Source organism: Streptomyces sp. G45, assembly GCF_049542095.1.
Lineage (GTDB): Bacteria > Actinomycetota > Actinomycetes > Streptomycetales > Streptomycetaceae > Streptomyces.
On record NZ_JBMUZU010000001.1, the window covers coordinates 1,226,198 to 1,242,395 of the forward strand.

Genomic DNA, 16,198 nt, shown 5'->3' on the forward strand with positions numbered 1-16,198 from the left:
GGAGCGGGTCAGCGCATGGCCGACAGGGTCTTCCAGAGGGTCCCGGGGGTGGCGAAGTTGGCGAGGTCGAGCGCGTCGTCGACGAACCGGACGTCGTACTCGCTCTCCAGTGACGACAGCAGCGCGACCATTCCCATGGAATCCAGGCCGTGATCGCCGAGGCTCAGGTCAGTGGTGAGCTCGTCGCCCGATTCCAGCAAGGGAAGGTGCTTCCTGACAAGGTTCTCGAAGGACTCGTCCCACATGGCGCGCTCCCGTGTTTTCCGGCGTTTACCCAATAGTCGGCGTCGCCGCCACCCTAAATCCCCCACCCCGTGGACCGGCCACCCCTATCCACCCCTTCTTCTCTCCGCGGAGGACCGCAAATGATCGAAACCACCGCCCCAGGACCGGGTCTGCACGAACGCTTTCTGCGCGGTCTCGCCCTGTCCCCGAACCGGCCCGCGGTGCGGGTGGACGCCGACACCCTGACGTACGAGGAGATGCACGACCTGGCGCTGCGCCGGGCGGGCGCGCTGCTCGCCCGGGCCCCGCGGGGGCCGCACGCGGTGGCCGTCCTCGCCGACAAGAGCCTCACGGCGTACGTCGGCATCCTCGCGGCGCTGTACGCGGGCGCCACCGTCGTCCCGCTCAACCCCCGCTTCCCGGCGGAGCGCACCCGCCGCATGCTGACCGCCGCGGGCGTCTCCACGGTCATCGCCGACCCGGTGGGCCGGGCCGCGCTCGCGGCGACCGAGCTGGACCTGCCGGTCCTGGACGAGGACGCGGCCGGGCCCGCACTGGCCGCGCCGGTCGCGGTGCGGCCGTCGGACGTCGCGTATGTGCTGTTCACCTCGGGGTCGACGGGCCGACCCAAGGGCGTGCCGATCACCCACGAGGCCAACCGGCACTACTTCACGCTGCTCGACCGGCGCTATGACTTCGGGCCCGCCGACGTGTTCTGCCAGAACGTCGGCCTGAACTTCGACTGCGCGATGTTCGAGCTGTTCTGCGCCTGGGGCCGGGGCGCGCCGGTGCACGCGATCCCGCCCGCCGCCCACCGGGACCTGCCCGCGTTCTTCGCCGAGCGGGGCATGACGGTGTGGTTCTCCACGCCGAGCGGCATCTCGTTCATCCGCAAGATGGGCGGTCTGACGCCGGGTTCGATGCCCACGCTGCGGTGGAGCTTCTTCGCGGGTGAGGCGCTGCTGTGCGACGACGCCGCCGACTGGGCGGCCGCGGCACCCCAGTCGAAGATCGAGAACCTGTACGGGCCGACCGAGCTGACCGTCACCATCACCGGCCACCGCTGGTCCCCGGAGACCTCGCCGAAGCAGGCCGTCAACGGCGTCGTGCCCATCGGCCGGGTGCACCCGGGCCACGACCACCTGCTGCTCGACGAGGGCGGTGCGGACGGCACGGGCGCCGTGTCGCCGACGGAGGGCGAACTGTGCGTCGCCGGGCCGCAGATGACGCCCGGCTACCTGGATCCCGCCGACAACGACGGCCGCTTCCTGGAGCGCGACGGCCGCCGCTGGTACCGCACCGGCGACCGGGTGCGGCGCCTGGACGACGGCGAACTGGTCTACCTGGGCCGCCTGGACGCCCAGGTGCAGATCCAGGGCTTCCGCGTCGAGCTGGCCGAGGTCGACCACGTCGTACGGCAGTGCACGGGCGTCCAGAACGCCGCAACCGTGACCCGCCCGGCGCCCGGCGGCGGCCTCGAACTCGTCCTGTACTACACGGGCGAGCGGATCCCCGCGGCGGCGCTGCGCCGCGAGCTGTCCGCGCACCTGCCCGACCCGATGGTGCCCAAGGCGTTCCGGCACGTGAACGAGTTCCCGTTGAACGCCAACCACAAGGTCGACCGGGCGCGGCTTGCCCGCGAGGCGATACAGACCGACGCCTGACGAGAGCTGGGAGCCGAGACCATGCGTCACGACCGCGCGGGCCTGAAGGAGTGGATCGGCCTCGCCGTCCTCGTCCTGCCGGTCCTGTTGATGTCGATGGACATGACCGTGCTGTACTTCGCGCTGCCGTTCCTCAGCGCGACCCTGGAGCCGAGCGCCACCCAGCAGTTGTGGATCGTGGACATCTACGCGTTCATGCTCGCCGGGCTGCTGATCACGATGGGCACGCTCGGCGACCGCATCGGCCGTCGGCTGCTGCTGATGATCGGCGCGGGCGTGTTCGGTGCCTCGTCGCTGGCGGCGGCCTACGCCGACAGCTCCGAGCTGCTGATCGTGGCGCGGGCCGTGCTGGGGGTGTCCGGTGCCGTGCTCGCGCCGTCGACGCTGGCGCTGATCCGCGACATGTTCCACGACCCCGGCCAGCGCCGCACCGCCATCGCGGTGTGGACGGCCGGGCTGTCCGGCGGCGCCGCCCTCGGGCCGATCGTGTCGGGGCTGCTGTTGGAGAAGTTCTGGTGGGGCTCCGTCTTCCTGATCAACGTGCCGATGGCGGTGCTGATCCTCTTCCTGGGGCCCTGGCTGCTGCCGGAGTACCGGGCCCCGAAGCCCGGCCGCTTCGACCTGCTCGGCGCGGTGCTCTCGCTCGGTGCCGTGATCCCGGTCATCTACGGCGTCAAGGAGCTGGCCGACGACGGGTTCGCCTGGACGTACGTGGGCGTCACGGCGGCCGGGGTCGCCGTCGGCGTGCTGTTCCTGCTGCGGCAGCGCGCCGCCGCCAGCCCGCTGATCGACCTCGGCATGTTCCGCGACCGGGGCTTCAGCGCGTCCGTCGGCGTCAACCTGGTGGCGCTGTTCGCGCTGGTCGGCATCCTGCTGTTCGCCACCCAGTGGGTGCAGATCGTGCACGGGCTCAGCCCGTTGGAGGCCGGTCTGTGGACGCTGCCCGCGCCGCTGGCGGTGGCGGTGACATCGTCGACCGCCGCCGTGCTCGCCAAGACGGTCCGCCCCGGCTACCTCATCGCGACCGGCCTCGTCATCGCCGCGGCGGGCTTCGCGATCATGACGCAGCTGCGCCCCGACTCCCCCCTGGCCGTCGCCATCGTGGGCTCCTCGGTGCTGTCGGCCGGGGTGGGTCTCGCGATGCCGCTGACGGCCGACCTGATCGTGTCCTCGGCACCGCCGGAGAGCGTGGGCGCGGCCGCCGCGCTCCCGGAGACCAGCAACCAGCTGGGCGGCGCGCTGGGCGTCGCCGTCCTCGGCAGCATCGGTGCCGCCGTCTACACCCGTGACGTCTCCGACGCGACGGGCGGCCTGAAGCCGGAGGCCGCCGAGGCCGCCGAGGGGTCGCTCGGCGGCGCGGCGGAGGTGGCCCGCCATCTGCCCGCCGACGTCAGCCGCCCGCTGCTCGACAGCGCGGCGGAGGCGTTCACCCGCGGCATGAACGTCGCCGCGGTGGTCGGCGGCGCGCTGATGCTGGTCAGCGCGGTCGTGGCGGCGGCGCTCATGCGGCACATCGCACCGCCGGGTGCGACGGCTGCCCCGGCGGACACCCTGGCGCCCGAGCCGGAGCAGACCGCCGTCGGCTCCTCGGACTGAGGGTCACCACCCCGACCTCCTGCCCCACGACGTCGTTTCGGGGCTGCCGGTTCGGCGTGGCTTGTCGCGCAGTTCCCCGCGCCCCTTCGGGGCGCTACCCGTACCGCCTATGACGAGGGTCCCCGTGCTGGTGTCAGCACGGGGACCCTCGCTGATCGCGCGGTGAGTCAGCGCCGCAAGGCGAGCGGCAGCGTGGCGTAGCTGGTGATGCCCATCACGCCGCGGCGCTCGGGCTCCTTGGCCAGTTCGATCTCGGAGAACGTGTCGATCAGCGCCGGGAACAGCTCGGCGGCCTCCATGCGGGCGAGGGTGCCGCCGAAGCAGAAGTGCGCCCCCGCGCTGAGGCTCAGGTGCGGGCCGTCGTCGCGGGTGAGGATCAGGCGGTGCGGGTCGGGGAACCGCTCCGGGTCGCGGTTGGCGGCGGCGAGCAGGGCGAGCACGAGGACGCCCTCGGGGATCTCGGTGCCGCCGACGGTGACGGGCTGGGTGGTGAGGCGGCTGGAGGCGGTGTTGTGGGTGCTGTAGCGCAGCAGTTCCTCGACGGCCGACGCGGTGATGCTCTTGTCCTTGCGCCACAGGGCCAGCTCGTCGGGGTGGTCGAGGAGCGCGGCCATGCCCGCGGCGATGAGGTTGGTGGTGGCCGAGAAGCCCGCCGTGAACAGGAACAGGATGAGCGCGATCAGCTCCTCCTCGTCGAGGCGGCCGCCGTCGGCCTCCTTGACGAACGAGGTCAGCAGGTCCTCGCGCGGGGTGGCGCGGCGCTCGTGGATGGCGTTCTTGAAGTACGAGGACAGCTCGTCGGCCGCGGTGTTGGCGCGCTCCAGGTCCTCGTCGGAGAACATCCCCGCGAACACCCGGGACCAGTCGTCGGACAGCTCCCACAGGCGCTCGCCGTCCGAGAACGGCATGCCGAGCATCTCGCAGATGACGGCGACGGGGAACGGCGTGGCCAGCGCCTCCACGAGGTCGACCGGCTCGCCACCGGCGGCCTTCTCGGCGAGGCCGTCGACGAGACCGCGGGTGAGGCGCTCCACCACGGGCTGCATCGACTTGATCTTGCTGGGCGTAAAGACCCGGCTGGCCAGGACGCGGACCCGGCTGTGGTCGGGCTGGTTCAGGGCGACCATCGAGTTCAGGTACAGGCGCAGGGACGAGTGGTCGGCCCAGTCGGGGCGCATCTGGCCCGCGACGCGGGCGCCGCTGTGCACGTCGGGCCGCTTCAGGAACTCGGTGGCCTCGGCGTGCCCGCTCAGCGCCCACACCCCGAGGGTCTTGCTCTGGTGCACCCGGTTCACCGACCGCAGCGTCTCGTAGTGCGGGAACGGGTCGATGGGGTGCGGCGGCATGAGGAGCGCCATCAGCGCGTCCTCCGCCCGCTGGTTCGCGTCGTCTATGCCAGATGTGTCGGTGGCCATGAGGTGGCCCCCCTTGTCGTCTTCCGTCGGTTCTTGGCAGGTATTAATCGGTGTGTCATCGGCAGGGTGTCGGTGTGCCGCGGGTGCGGACCGGTCGCCGTCAGGGCGTGGACCGCGGATCGAGTTCGCCGTCGAGGACGTCGAACAGCTCGTCGGCGGAGAGCGCGTCCAGGTCGGTCGCGTCGCTCTCGTCGCCGTCGCTCTCATGGGGCCGGTGGGTCTCGATCCATCCGGCCGTCAGGGCGCGCAGCCGGTCGGCCACGCGCGTGTACGCCTCCGCGTCGGGCGCCGCCGCGGCCAGCGCCGCCTCCAGGCGGGACAGTTCCGCCTCGACGGACGCCCCCGTCGGCCGCTGGTCGTCGGCGCCCAGGAGGTCCCGCAGTTCCCCGGTCACCGCGACGGGCGTCGGGTGGTCGAAGACGAGGGTGGCGGGCAGCTTGAGGCCGGTCGCCGCGCGCAGGCCGTTGCGCAGTTCCACGGCGGTGAGCGAGTCGAAGCCGAGGTCCTTGAACGCCCGGTCGGGCCGGACGGCGTCCACGTCGTCGTGCCCGAGGACCGCCGCGACCTGCGCCCGCACCAGGTCGAGCAGCAGGCGTTCGCGGGCGGCGGCGTCGGCCTCGGCCGCGAGGCGCCGCCGCAGCTCCGCGCCGCCGTCCTGGGCGGCGGCCGTGCCGGGGCCGCCGGTGCGGCGGCGCGGCGTCGGCACCAGGCCGCGCAGGACGGCGGGCAGCTTGGCGGCGTCGCGGCCGCGCAGGGCGGCGGTGTCCAGGCGGAACGGCGCGAGGGCGGGGGCGCCGGTGCGCAGCGCGTCGTCCAGGAGGGCCAGGCCCTCGTCCTCGTCGAGCGCGGGCAGGCCCATGCGGCGCATGCGGCGCAGGTCGGCCTCGTCCAGCTCCCCGAGCCCGGTGCGGGCGGCCCACAGGCCGAACGCCAGGGACGTCGCGGGCAGTCCGGCGCGGTGGCGGTGCTCGGCGAGCGCGTCCAGGTAGACGTTGGCGGCCGCGTAGTTGCCCTGCCCCGCGGCCAGCAGATGGCCGCCGATGGAGGAGAACAGCACGAACGCCGACAGGTCGCGGTCGGCCGTCAGCTCGTGCAGGTGCCAGGCGCCGTCCACCTTGGGCTTCAGGACCGTCGCCAGGCGCTCCGGGGTGAGGCCCCGCACCAGGCCGTTGTCGACGACTCCGGCGGCGTGCACGACCGCGTCCACGGGGTGCCGGTCGAGGACCCGGGCGAGGGCGGCGCGGTCGGCCACGTCGCACGCCTCGACGTCGACGCGGGCCCCGTGCGCCGCCAGTTCGGCACGCAGGTCGGCGGCGCCCGGGGCGGCCTCGCCGCGGCGGCTGGTCAGGACGAGCCGCCGGACGCCGTGGGCGGTCACCAGGTACCGGGCGACCAGGGCGCCCAGGCCGCTGGTGCCGCCGGTGACGAGCACCGTGGCCGCCGGGTCCCAGGGGGCGCGGTCCGTGTCGACGGCCGCCGCGGGCACGCGGGCGAGCCGCGGCACGTACAACTCACCGCCCCTCAGGGCGAGTTCGGGCTCGTCCGGCAGGTCGGGCAGGTCCGCGACGGCGGTGTCGGCGTCGAGGTCGAGCAGCGCGAACCGGCCGGGGTTCTCCGCGGCGGCGGCCCGCACCAGGCCCCACACGGGTGCCTGCCCGAGGTCGACACCGCTGCCGCCGACCGGCACCGCGCCGCGGGTGACCACCAGGAGCCCGCCCTCGCCCTTGCCGTCCTCGGCGAGCCCCGCCTGGAGGCGGGCCAGGACCTGGTCGACGACGGCGCGCACGGCGTCGGGCGTGGCGCCCTCGGCCCGCGGCACCTCGTACACCGTGAGGGGCGCCCGCGGCGCGGAACCGGCCGGGGCCGGGGTCCAGTCGAGGGTGAACAGCGACTCGCGGTCGCCGCCGGAGCGCAGCTGCTCGGGCGAGACGGGCCGGGCGGCGAGGGTGTCGACGGTCAGGACGGGCGCGCCGGTCTCGTCGGCGACCAGCACCGAGGAGCCGTCCTCGCCGTCGCGGCGCGTCAGCCGTACCCGCAGCGCGGACGCACCGGCCTGATGGAGCGTCACCCCGTTCCAGGAGAACGGCAGGACCGCGCCGCCCGCCTCGCCGCCCTCGCCGTCGCCGCCGTCTTCGATGAGGCCCGCGTGCATGGCCGCGTCGAGCAGCGCCGGGTGGATGCCGTACGGGGCGGCCTCCGCGCCCTCGGGGAGGGCGACCTCGGCGAACACCTCGTCGGCGCCGCGCCGCCAGGCCGCCGTCAGGCCCTGGAAGACCGGCCCGTAGTCGTAGCCGCGGGCGAGCAGCCGCTCGTAGGCGCCCTCGACGGGCAGCGGTGTGGCGTCGCTGGGCGGCCAGGCGGTCAGGTCGGACGGCGCCGGGGCGGCCGCCGGGGTGAGGGTTCCGGTGGCGTGCCGCGCCCAGGCCGGGTCGTCCGCTCCGTCGTCGGGGGCGGAGTAGATCTCGACGGTGCGCGCGCCGGAGTCGTCGGGGCCGCCGACGACGACGCGGACGGCGACGCCGCCCTTCTCGGGCACCACGAGGGGCGCCTGGAGGGTCAGTTCGTCGACCGTCGCGCAGCCCACCCGCTCGGCGGCCCGCAGCGCCAGTTCGACCAGGCCGGTGCCGGGCAGCAGCAGCGTCCCGAGGACGTCGTGGTCGGCGAGCCAGGGCTGCGCGTCGGTGGACAGGCGTCCGGTGAACACGGCGCCGCCGGTGTCGGGCAGCGCGACGTGCGCGGTGAGCAGCGGGTGCTCCACCAGGTCGAGCCCGGCGACGTCCCTGGGCTGCTCCGCCATCCAGTACGAGGTGTGCTGGAAGGGGTAGGTGGGCAGGTCGACGCGGTGCGCGCCGCGCCCGGCGAGGACCGCGTCCCAGGCGACCGGCACGCCCGCGGCGTACAGCCGCGCGACCCCGGTGAACAGGCTCTCCGTCTCCGGGTGCGCCCGCCGCAGGGTGGCGGCCATGGTGCCGTCGGCGGTCTGCTGCGCCATCGCGGTCAGGACACCGTCGGGGCCGATCTCCAGGAAGCGGGTCACGCCGTCGTCGGCCAACCGGCGTACGTCGTCGGCGAAACGGACCGCGTCGCGGACGTGCCGCACCCAGTAGTCGGCCGACCCCATGTCCTTGGTGAGCCGGATGCGGGGCTCGTGGTAGGTGACGGACTCGGCGACCTTGCGGAAGTCGTCGAGGATCGGGTCCATCAGGGGCGAGTGGAAGGCGTGCGACACGGTGAGGCGGCTCGTCTTGCGGTCGGCGAAGTGCGCGACGAGGGCCGTCACCGCGTCCTCGGCACCGGAGACGACCACGGCGGAGGGGCCGTTGACGGCGGCGATGCCCACGCCGTCGGTGAGCAGCGGCGCGACCTCCTCCTCGGTGGCCTGGAGGGCCACCATCGCCCCGCCCTCGGGCAGCGTCTGCATGAGCCGTCCGCGCTCCACGACGAGGTGCGCGGCGTCCGCGAGGTCGAGGACGCCCGCGGCGTGGGCGGCGGCGAGTTCGCCGATGGAGTGCCCGGCCAGCATGTCGGGGGCGATGCCCCACGAGCGGACGAGGCGGAAGAGGGCCACCTCCAGGGCGAAGATCGCGGGCTGGGTGAACTCGGTGCGGTTCAGGGCCTGTTCGTCGCCCCACATGACGTCCTTCAGGGGCAGCCCGGTGGCCGCGCACACCTCGTCGAAGGCCGCCGCGAAGGCGGGGAAGTGCTCGTACAGCTCGCGGCCCATGCCGAGGCGCTGGCTGCCCTGGCCGGTGAAGAGGAAGCCGACCTTTCCGGTGCCGGGCTCCCCCGTGACCGTCTCCGGGCCGAGGAGCACGGCGCGGCGCTCCAGGGCGGCGCGGCCGGTGGCCGCCGTGTACGCCACGTCGAGGGCGTTGCCGCCGTCGACGAGCGCGCCGATCCGGCGGATCTGGGCCTGGAGCGCCGCGGGCGTCCTCGCGGACACGGCGATCGGGACGACGGGCAGCTCGCGCCGCTCCTCGGCGGGCGCCTCGAACTCCGGTGCCTCCTCGATGATCACGTGGGCGTTGGTGCCGCTGATGCCGAACGAGGAGACGCCCGCGCGGCGCGGGCGGCCGTCGCGCGGCCAGTCAAGCGCCTCGGTGAGCAGCCGGACGTCGCCCGCCGCCCAGTCGACCTGCCGGGTGGGCTCGTCGACGTGCAGGGTCCTGGGGAGCGTGCCGTGCCGCATGGCCTCGACCATCTTGATGACGCCCGCCACCCCGGCCGCGGCCTGGGTGTGGCCCATGTTCGACTTGATCGACCCGAGCCACAGCGGCCGTCCCTCGGGCCGGTCCTGGCCGTACGTGGCGAGCAGCGCCTGCGCCTCGATGGGGTCGCCGAGGGTGGTGCCCGTGCCGTGGGCCTCGACGGCGTCCACGTCGGCGGCGGTGAGGCCCGCGTTGGCGAGGGCCTGGCGGATGACGCGCTGCTGGGAGGGGCCGTTGGGCGCGGTGAGGCCGTTGCTGGCGCCGTCCTGGTTCAGGGCGCTGCCGCGCAGCACGGCGAGGACGGGGTGCCCGGCGCGCCGCGCCTGGGAGAGGCGCTCGACGACGAGGACGCCGACGCCCTCGCCCCAGGCGGTGCCGTCGGTGGTGTCGGAGAAGGACTTGCAGCGGCCGTCGGGGGCGAGGCCCCGCTGGGCGCTGAAGTCGATGAACGTCTGCGGGGTTCCCATGACGGTGACGCCGCCGACGAGGGCGAGGGAGCACTCGCCGGTGCGCAGCGCCTGCGCCGCCCAGTGCAGCGCCACCAGGGACGACGAGCAGGCGGTGTCCACGGTGACCGCGGGGCCCTCAAGGCCGAGGGTGTAGGCGACGCGGCCGGAGACGAGGCTGCCGCCGCCGGTGCCGCCCGGGTAGTCGTGGTACATCACTCCGGCGAACACGCCGGTCGGGCTGCCCTTGAGGGTGGCGGGGACGATCCCGGCCCGCTCCAGGGCCTCCCAGGACACTTCCAGGAGGAGCCGCTGCTGCGGGTCCATGTCCTTGGCCTCGCGGGGGCTGATGCCGAAGAAGTCCGCGTCGAACGCGGCGGCCTCGTGCAGGAACCCGCCGTCGCGCACGTACGACTTGCCGGGCGCGCCCGGCTCGGGGTCGTAGATGCCCTCGACGTCCCAGCCGCGGTCGGTGGGGAACTCGGAGATGGCGTCGACGCCGTCGGCGACCAGCTTCCACAGCGCTTCGGGCGAGTCGACGCCGCCGGGGTAGCGGCAGGCCATGGCGACGATGGCGAGGGGCTCGTCGTCGGCCGGGGCCGCGACGGCGGCGGCGGGCGCGGCGCCGACGGCGCCGGACAGCTCGTCCAGGAGGTGCCGGGCCAGGTCGTTGGGGGTCGGGTAGTCGAAGACGAGGGTGGCGGGCAGGCGCAGGCCGGTGACGGAGCCGAGGAGGTTGCGCAGCTCGATCGCGGTCAGCGAGTCGAAGCCGAGGTCCCGGAAGGCCCGGTCGGCGTCGACGGCGTCGGCGCCGGTGTGCCGCAGGACGGCGGCGGCCTGGGTGCGGACCAGGGCGACGAGTTCGGCGGCGCGCTCCTCGTCGCTGAGCCCGGTGAGGCGGGCCAGCAGCGCGTCGGTGGTGGACGCGGTGGCGTCGACGACGCGGCGGGCCCGGCCGCGCACGATGCCGCGCAGGATCGCCGGGGGCGTCTCCAGGGCGGCCGTGTCGAACCGGGCGGGTACGAGGGCGGGTTCGGCGGCGGCTGCGACGGCGGCGTCCAGCAGCGCGAGGCCGTCCTCCGCCGTCAGGGCGCGAAGGCCGCCCTGGTCGAGCCCCTCGGCCATCCCCGCCCCGGCCCACGGGCCCCAGGCGAGGGCCTGGGCGGGCAGCCCCTGGGCGTGCCGGTGGCGGGCGAGGGCGTCGAGGAAGGCGTTGGCGGCGGCGTAGTTGGCCTGTCCGGGGGCGCCGATGACTCCGGCGACGGACGAGAAGAGCACGAACGCGCCGAGGTCGAGGCCGCGGGTCAGCTCGTGCAGGTGCCAGGCGGCGTCGGCCTTGGCGCGCAGCACCGCCTCGATCCGCTCGGGGGTCTGCGACGCCAGCACGCCGTCGTCGAGGACGCCCGCGGCGTGCACGACGGCGCCGATGTCCCGTCCGTCGAGGAGCGCGGCGAGCGCGTCGCGGTCCGCGGCGTCGCAGGCGACGACCTCGGCCTGGGCGCCCGACGCGTCCAGTTCCTCGACGAGTTCGGCCGCTCCGGGCGCCTGGGGGCCGCGGCGGCTGGTCAGCAGCAGGCGGCGGACGCCGTGCCGAGTGGCGAGGTGCCGGGCGACGAGGGCGCCGAGGGCGCCGGTGCCGCCGGTGATGAGGACGGGGCGGTCGGGGCCCCAGGCGGGGGTCTCGGGGCCGCCGGGCGGGGTGTCCGCCCGCGCCAGGCGCGGCACCAGCACCTCGCCGCCCCGGACCCGCAGTTCGGGCTCGCCGTACGCCAGCAGGGCCTCGGCGTCGAACGCGCCGTCGGGGCCGCTGTCCGGGTCACCGTCGGGGGCGTCGGTGTCGACCAGGACGAAGCGCCCGGGGTTCTCGCTCTCGGCGGCGCGGATCAGGCCCTGCACGGCGGCGTGGCCCAGGTCGGTGCCGTCGGTGGCGCCGCGGGTGACGACGACGAGCGTCGCGTCCCCGTCGAGCGCGGCCTGCGCCGCCGCCAGCGCGTCGGCGGTCACCGCGCGCACCGCGGACGGCGTGGCGCCGGTGGTGGGCGGGCAGTGGTGGACGCTCACCGCGGCGGCACCGGCCGCGGGCCGCCCGTCGGTGGCGGGGACCCACTCCACGCGGTACAGGGCGTCCGCCGCGCGGGCCGACGCCGACGCCAGCGCGTCCGCGGTGACCGGCCGCAGCGTCACCGAGCCGACCGACGCCACGGGCCGCCCCAGGGCGTCGGCGAGGTCCAGGGCGACGGAGCCGTCGGCGCGGACCGCGAGGCGCACCCGGGCGGCCGTCGCGCCCTCGGCGTGCAGCGTGACGTCCGACCAGGAGAACGGCAGGACCGTGGCGTCCTGCTCGGTCAGGTCCAGGGCGTGCAGCGCGGCGTCGAGCAGCGCCGGGTGCAGGCCGAAGCCCCCGGCGTCGACGCCCTCGGGGAGGCTGATCTCGGCGAACAGCTCGTCGCCGCGCCGCCAGGCCGCGCGCAGGCCGCGGAACGTCGGCCCGTACTCCAGGCGCTCGTACAGCGCGTCGGCCGGAAGCGGCGTCGCGTCGCGCGGCGGCCAGGCGGTGAGGTCGCCGGAGGGGGTGGTGGCGTCGGGGGCGAGGGTGCCCTCGGCGTGCTGGATCCACTCGCGGTCGAGGGGGGCGTCGTCGGCGCGGGAGTAGACGGCGACGGGGCGGCGCCCGGAGGCGTCGGGGGCGTCGACGGCCACCTGGATGTGCACGCCGCCGTGCGCGGGCAGGATCAGCGGCACGCCGAGGACGAGGTCTTCGACGCGGCGGCAGCCCACCTGGTCACCGGCGCGGACGGCGAGTTCCACGTAGGCGGTGCCGGGCAGCAGGACGGTCCCGGCCACGGTGTGGTCGGCCAGCCAGGGCTGGGCCCCGGTGGACAGGCGGCCGGTGAACACGACGCCGTCGGAGCCGGGCAGCGGCACCAGCGCGCCCAGCAGCGGGTGGTCGGCCCGGTCGAGCCCGGCGGTGCCGACGTCGCCGCCGAGTCCGCGCTTGTCCAGCCAGTAGCGGGCCCGCTGGAAGGGGTAGGTGGGCAGGTCGACGCGGCGGGCGCCGCGCCCGTCGAAGACACCCGCCCAGTCGACGCGCAGGCCCGCCGCGTGCAGCTGGCCGAGGGCGGCGAGGGCGGCGGCGGGCTCCGGCTCGCGGCGGCGCAGCGTCGGGGCGAGGGTCGCGGTGTCGGCGGTGGTGGTGAGGCAGCCGCGGGCCATGGCGGTCAGGACGCCGTCGGGGCCCAGCTCCAGGTAGCGGGTGACGCCCTCGGCCTCCAGGCGGGTCACGGCGTCCAGGAACCGCACGGGCTCGCGGACGTGCCGCACCCAGTGCTCGGGGTCCGTCACGTCGCCCGCCGCGACGACGGGGACGCGGGGCTCGGCGTACGCCACGGTGCGCGCGACGCGGCGGAAGTCGTCGAGCATGGGGTCCATCAGCGGCGAGTGGAAGGCGTGGGACACCTTCAGGCGGCTCGTCCTGCGCCCGGGCAGGCGCTCCACGGCGGCGGTGACGGCGTCCTCAGTGCCGGAGAGCACCACGGCGGAGGGGCCGTTGACGGCGGCGATGCCGACGCCGTCGCCGAGCAGCGGCGTCACCTCGTCCTCGGTGGCCTCGACGGCCACCATGGCGCCGCCGGGCGGCAGCGCCCCCATCAGGCGCCCCCGGGCCGTGATGAGCGCGGCGGCGTCCTCCAGGGAGAACACCCCGGCGACGTGGGCGGCGGCCACCTCGCCGATGGAGTGCCCGGCGACGAAGTCCGGCGCGACGCCCCAGGACTCCCACAGCCGGAACAGCGCCACCTGCACCGCGAAGATCGCGGGCTGAGTGAACTCCGTGCGCATCAGGGCCGGTTCGTCCTCCCACACGACGCGGCGCACGTCCGGGTCGAGCAGCGCGCACACCTCGTCGAAGGCGCGCGCGAACACGGGGAACGCCGCGTGCAGCTCGCGGCCCATGCCGAGGCGCTGGCTGCCCTGCCCGGTGAACAGGAACGCGGTCAGGCCGCTGGACCGGGCGGCGCCGCCGAGGGGCGCGTCGGCGGCCAGCGCGTCGAGCTGGCCGAGGAGTTCGTCGCGGTCGTGGCCGACGACGACGGCGCGGCGGGTGAGCGCGGCCCGGGACACGGCGAGGGAGTAGCCGACGTCCACGGGGTCGAGGCCGGGCGCCGCCCGCAGGTGGTCGGCCACCTGCCGGGCCTGGGCGCGCAGCGCGGCCTCGGACTTCGCGGACAGCGGCAGGGGCACGGGCACGTCCGGTGACGTGCGCGCGGCGGGCCCGGCGTCGTCGTCGGTCCCGGTGGTCTCAAGGGGCTCCGCCTGCTCGATGATCACGTGGGCGTTGGTGCCGCTGACGCCGAACGACGACACCGCGGCGCGGCGCGGCCTGCCGGTGTCGGGCCAGGCCCGGGCCTCGGTGAGCAGCCGTACGTTCCCGGCGTCCCAGTCGACCTGCGGGGACGCCGCGTCGACGTGCAGGGTGCGGGGCAGCGTGCCGTGCCGCATGGCCTCGACCATCTTGATGATGCCCGCGACACCGGCGGCGGCCTGGGTGTGCCCGAGGTTCGACTTGACGGAGCCGAGCCACAGCGGCTCGGTGCGGCCCTGTCCGTACGTGGCGAGGAGGGCCTGCGCCTCGATGGGGTCGCCGAGCGAGGTGCCGGTGCCGTGGCCCTCCATGGCGTCGACGTCGGCGGGGGTGAGCCCGGCGGCGGCGAGGGCCTGCTGGATCACGCGGCGCTGGGAGGGGCCGTTGGGCGCGCTGAACCCGTTGGACGCGCCGTCCTGGTTGACCGCCGTACCGCGGACGACGGCGAGGACCGGGTGGCCGTTGCGGCGGGCGTCGGACAGTTTCTCCAGGAGCAGGACGCCCGCGCCCTCGCTCCAGCCGGTGCCGTCGGCGGACGCGGCGAAGGAGCGGCAGCGGCCGTCGGGCGACAGGCCGCGCTGCTCGCTGAACTCGATGAACGTCTCGGGTGTCGCCATGACGCTGACGCCCCCGGCCAGCGCCAGCGTGCACTCCCCCGTGCGCAGGGCCTGCGCGGCGAACTGGAGCGCGACGAGCGACGACGAGCAGGCGGTGTCGACGGTGACGGCCGGGCCCTCAAGGCCGAGGGTGTAGGCGACGCGGCCGGACACCAGGCTGCCGTCGCTGCTGGTGATGCCGTAGTCGTGGTACATGGCCCCGGCGAACACGCCGGTGCGGCTGCCGCGCAGCGCCACCGGGTCGAGGCCCGCCCGCTCCAGGGCCTCCCAGGTGATCTCCAGGAGGATCCGCTGCTGGGGGTCCATGGTGAGGGCCTCGCGCGGGCTGATCCCGAAGAACTCGGGGTCGAACTGTGCCGCGTCGTGCAGGAACCCGCCGTCGCGGACGTACGTTTTGCCGGGCTTGCCCGGCTCGGGGTCGTACAGCGCGCTCAGGTCCCAGCCGCGGTCGGCGGGGAACGGGCCGATGGCGTCGCGCCCCTCGTCGACCAGGGCCCACAGGCCCTCGGGGGTGGTGACGCCGCCGGGGTAGCGGCAGGCCATGCCGACGATGGCGATGGGTTCGGCGGCCGCGTCCGCGGTGGCCCGCAGCTGTTCGTTGTCCTGGCGCAGCTTCTCGTTCTCGATGAGCGAGCCGCGCAGCGCCTCGACGATCTCCTCGACCTTGGCATCCACGGTCGTCTCAGCCTCCGCTCACCGTCGTGGTCCGCGCGCCGGTCGCGCGGAGCGTGTCGAGGAACCCGCCGAGCACCTCGTAGAACCGCTCCGGCTCCTCGAAGTGCGGGGAGTGGCTCGACTCCTCGAAGATCTCCCAGCGGGCGCCGGGGATCAGGTCCTGGAAGGGCTGCACGGTGACGGGGGTGGCCTCGTCGTGGCGGCCCGACAGGATCAGGGTGGGCACGTCGATGCGGGGCAGCCCGTCGATCACGGACCAGTCGCGCAGGCTGCCGATGACGTGGAACTCGTTGGGCCCGTTCATGGTGTGGTAGACCGTCGGGTCGGTGACGGCCTCCATGTACGAGGCCATCAGCTCGCCGGGCCAGGGGTCGAGGCGGCAGACGTGGCGGGCGTAGAAGACGAGCATCGCCTGGATGTACTCGTCGCTGTCGGTGGTGCCCGCGGCCTCGTGCTTGCGCAGCGTCTCGTCGACGCCGGGCGGCAGTTGGGCGCGCAGCACGTCCATCTCGGCGAGCCACAGCGGGTAGGAGGCCGGGGAGTTGGCGATGACCAGGCCGCGCAGGCCCGCGGGCCGGTCGGAGGCGTGCCACGCGGCGAGCATCCCGCCCCAGGACTGCCCGAACAGAACGTAGTCGTCGGCGATGCCGAGCCGGTTGAGCAGGTTGTCCAGTTCGTCGCGGAACAGCTCGGGGGTCCAGAAGCCGGGGTCGGCGTCGGGCAGGTGGGTGGAGCCGCCGTTGCCGATCTGGTCGTAGTGCACCACGGGCCAGCCCTGCTCGGCGAAGGCGGTCAGGCCGAGCAGGTAGTCGTGGGTGGAGCCGGGGCCGCCGTGCACGACGACGAGCGCCGGGCGGCCCGTTCCCGGCCGCCCCGTGACGCGGTACCAGGTCTTGTACTCCCGGAAGGGAACGGTTCCCTTGGCCGTGGGCGTGGACGCCATTTCTCAACCGCCTCAGTTTCAGGTCGTTCTCACTGCGGTGCCGCGTCCC

At 75.0% G+C, this 16,198-nt stretch carries 5 protein-coding genes and 1 pseudogene; 2 read left to right on the plus strand and 4 right to left on the minus strand.

Going from position 1 to position 16,198, the window contains the following annotated elements; genetic code table 11:
• Positions 1–8: 8 nt before the first annotated feature.
• Positions 9–245, minus strand: coding sequence for an acyl carrier protein (locus ACOBQU_RS04995; protein WP_423624688.1), 237 nt, complete (start codon positions 243–245; stop codon positions 9–11).
• A gap of 120 nt (positions 246–365) precedes the next feature.
• Here ACOBQU_RS04995 and ACOBQU_RS05000 point away from each other — a divergent pair, with 120 nt between their 5' ends.
• On the plus strand, positions 366–1,889 hold the full coding sequence (locus ACOBQU_RS05000) for an AMP-binding protein (protein ID WP_423624689.1): 1,524 nt from the start codon (positions 366–368) through the stop codon (positions 1,887–1,889).
• 21 nt (positions 1,890–1,910) lie between these two features.
• The gene (locus tag ACOBQU_RS05005) at positions 1,911–3,485 is read left to right on the plus strand and encodes an MFS transporter (protein WP_423624690.1); all 1,575 of its coding nucleotides are present in this window, start codon (positions 1,911–1,913) and stop codon (positions 3,483–3,485) included.
• 167 nt (positions 3,486–3,652) lie between these two features.
• Here the strand turns inward: ACOBQU_RS05005 and ACOBQU_RS05010 are convergent, their stop codons facing one another.
• From ACOBQU_RS05010 to ACOBQU_RS05020, 3 genes and pseudogenes are all read right to left on the minus strand, one after another.
• Complete coding sequence (locus ACOBQU_RS05010; RefSeq protein ID WP_423624691.1) at positions 3,653–4,900, minus strand: cytochrome P450; 1,248 nt, start codon at positions 4,898–4,900, stop codon at positions 3,653–3,655.
• Between the two features lie 100 nt (positions 4,901–5,000).
• Positions 5,001–15,119 (minus strand): annotated as a pseudogene (locus ACOBQU_RS05015) (SDR family NAD(P)-dependent oxidoreductase); the annotation flags it as partial.
• A gap of 94 nt (positions 15,120–15,213) precedes the next feature.
• Complete coding sequence (locus ACOBQU_RS05020) at positions 15,214–16,149, minus strand: proline iminopeptidase-family hydrolase (protein ID WP_423624692.1); 936 nt, start codon at positions 16,147–16,149, stop codon at positions 15,214–15,216.
• Between the last annotated feature and the right edge of the window lie 49 nt (positions 16,150–16,198).

Coding starts and splice junctions, on each gene's coding strand:
- ACOBQU_RS04995 (WP_423624688.1), bottom strand. CDS start 245: ATGTGGGACGAGTCCTTCGAGAACCTTGTCAGGAAGCACCTTCCCTTG.
- ACOBQU_RS05020 (WP_423624692.1), bottom strand. CDS start 16,149: ATGGCGTCCACGCCCACGGCCAAGGGAACCGTTCCCTTCCGGGAGTAC.
- ACOBQU_RS05005 (WP_423624690.1), top strand. CDS start 1,911: ATGCGTCACGACCGCGCGGGCCTGAAGGAGTGGATCGGCCTCGCCGTC.
- ACOBQU_RS05010 (WP_423624691.1), bottom strand. CDS start 4,900: ATGGCCACCGACACATCTGGCATAGACGACGCGAACCAGCGGGCGGAG.
- ACOBQU_RS05000 (WP_423624689.1), top strand. CDS start 366: ATGATCGAAACCACCGCCCCAGGACCGGGTCTGCACGAACGCTTTCTG.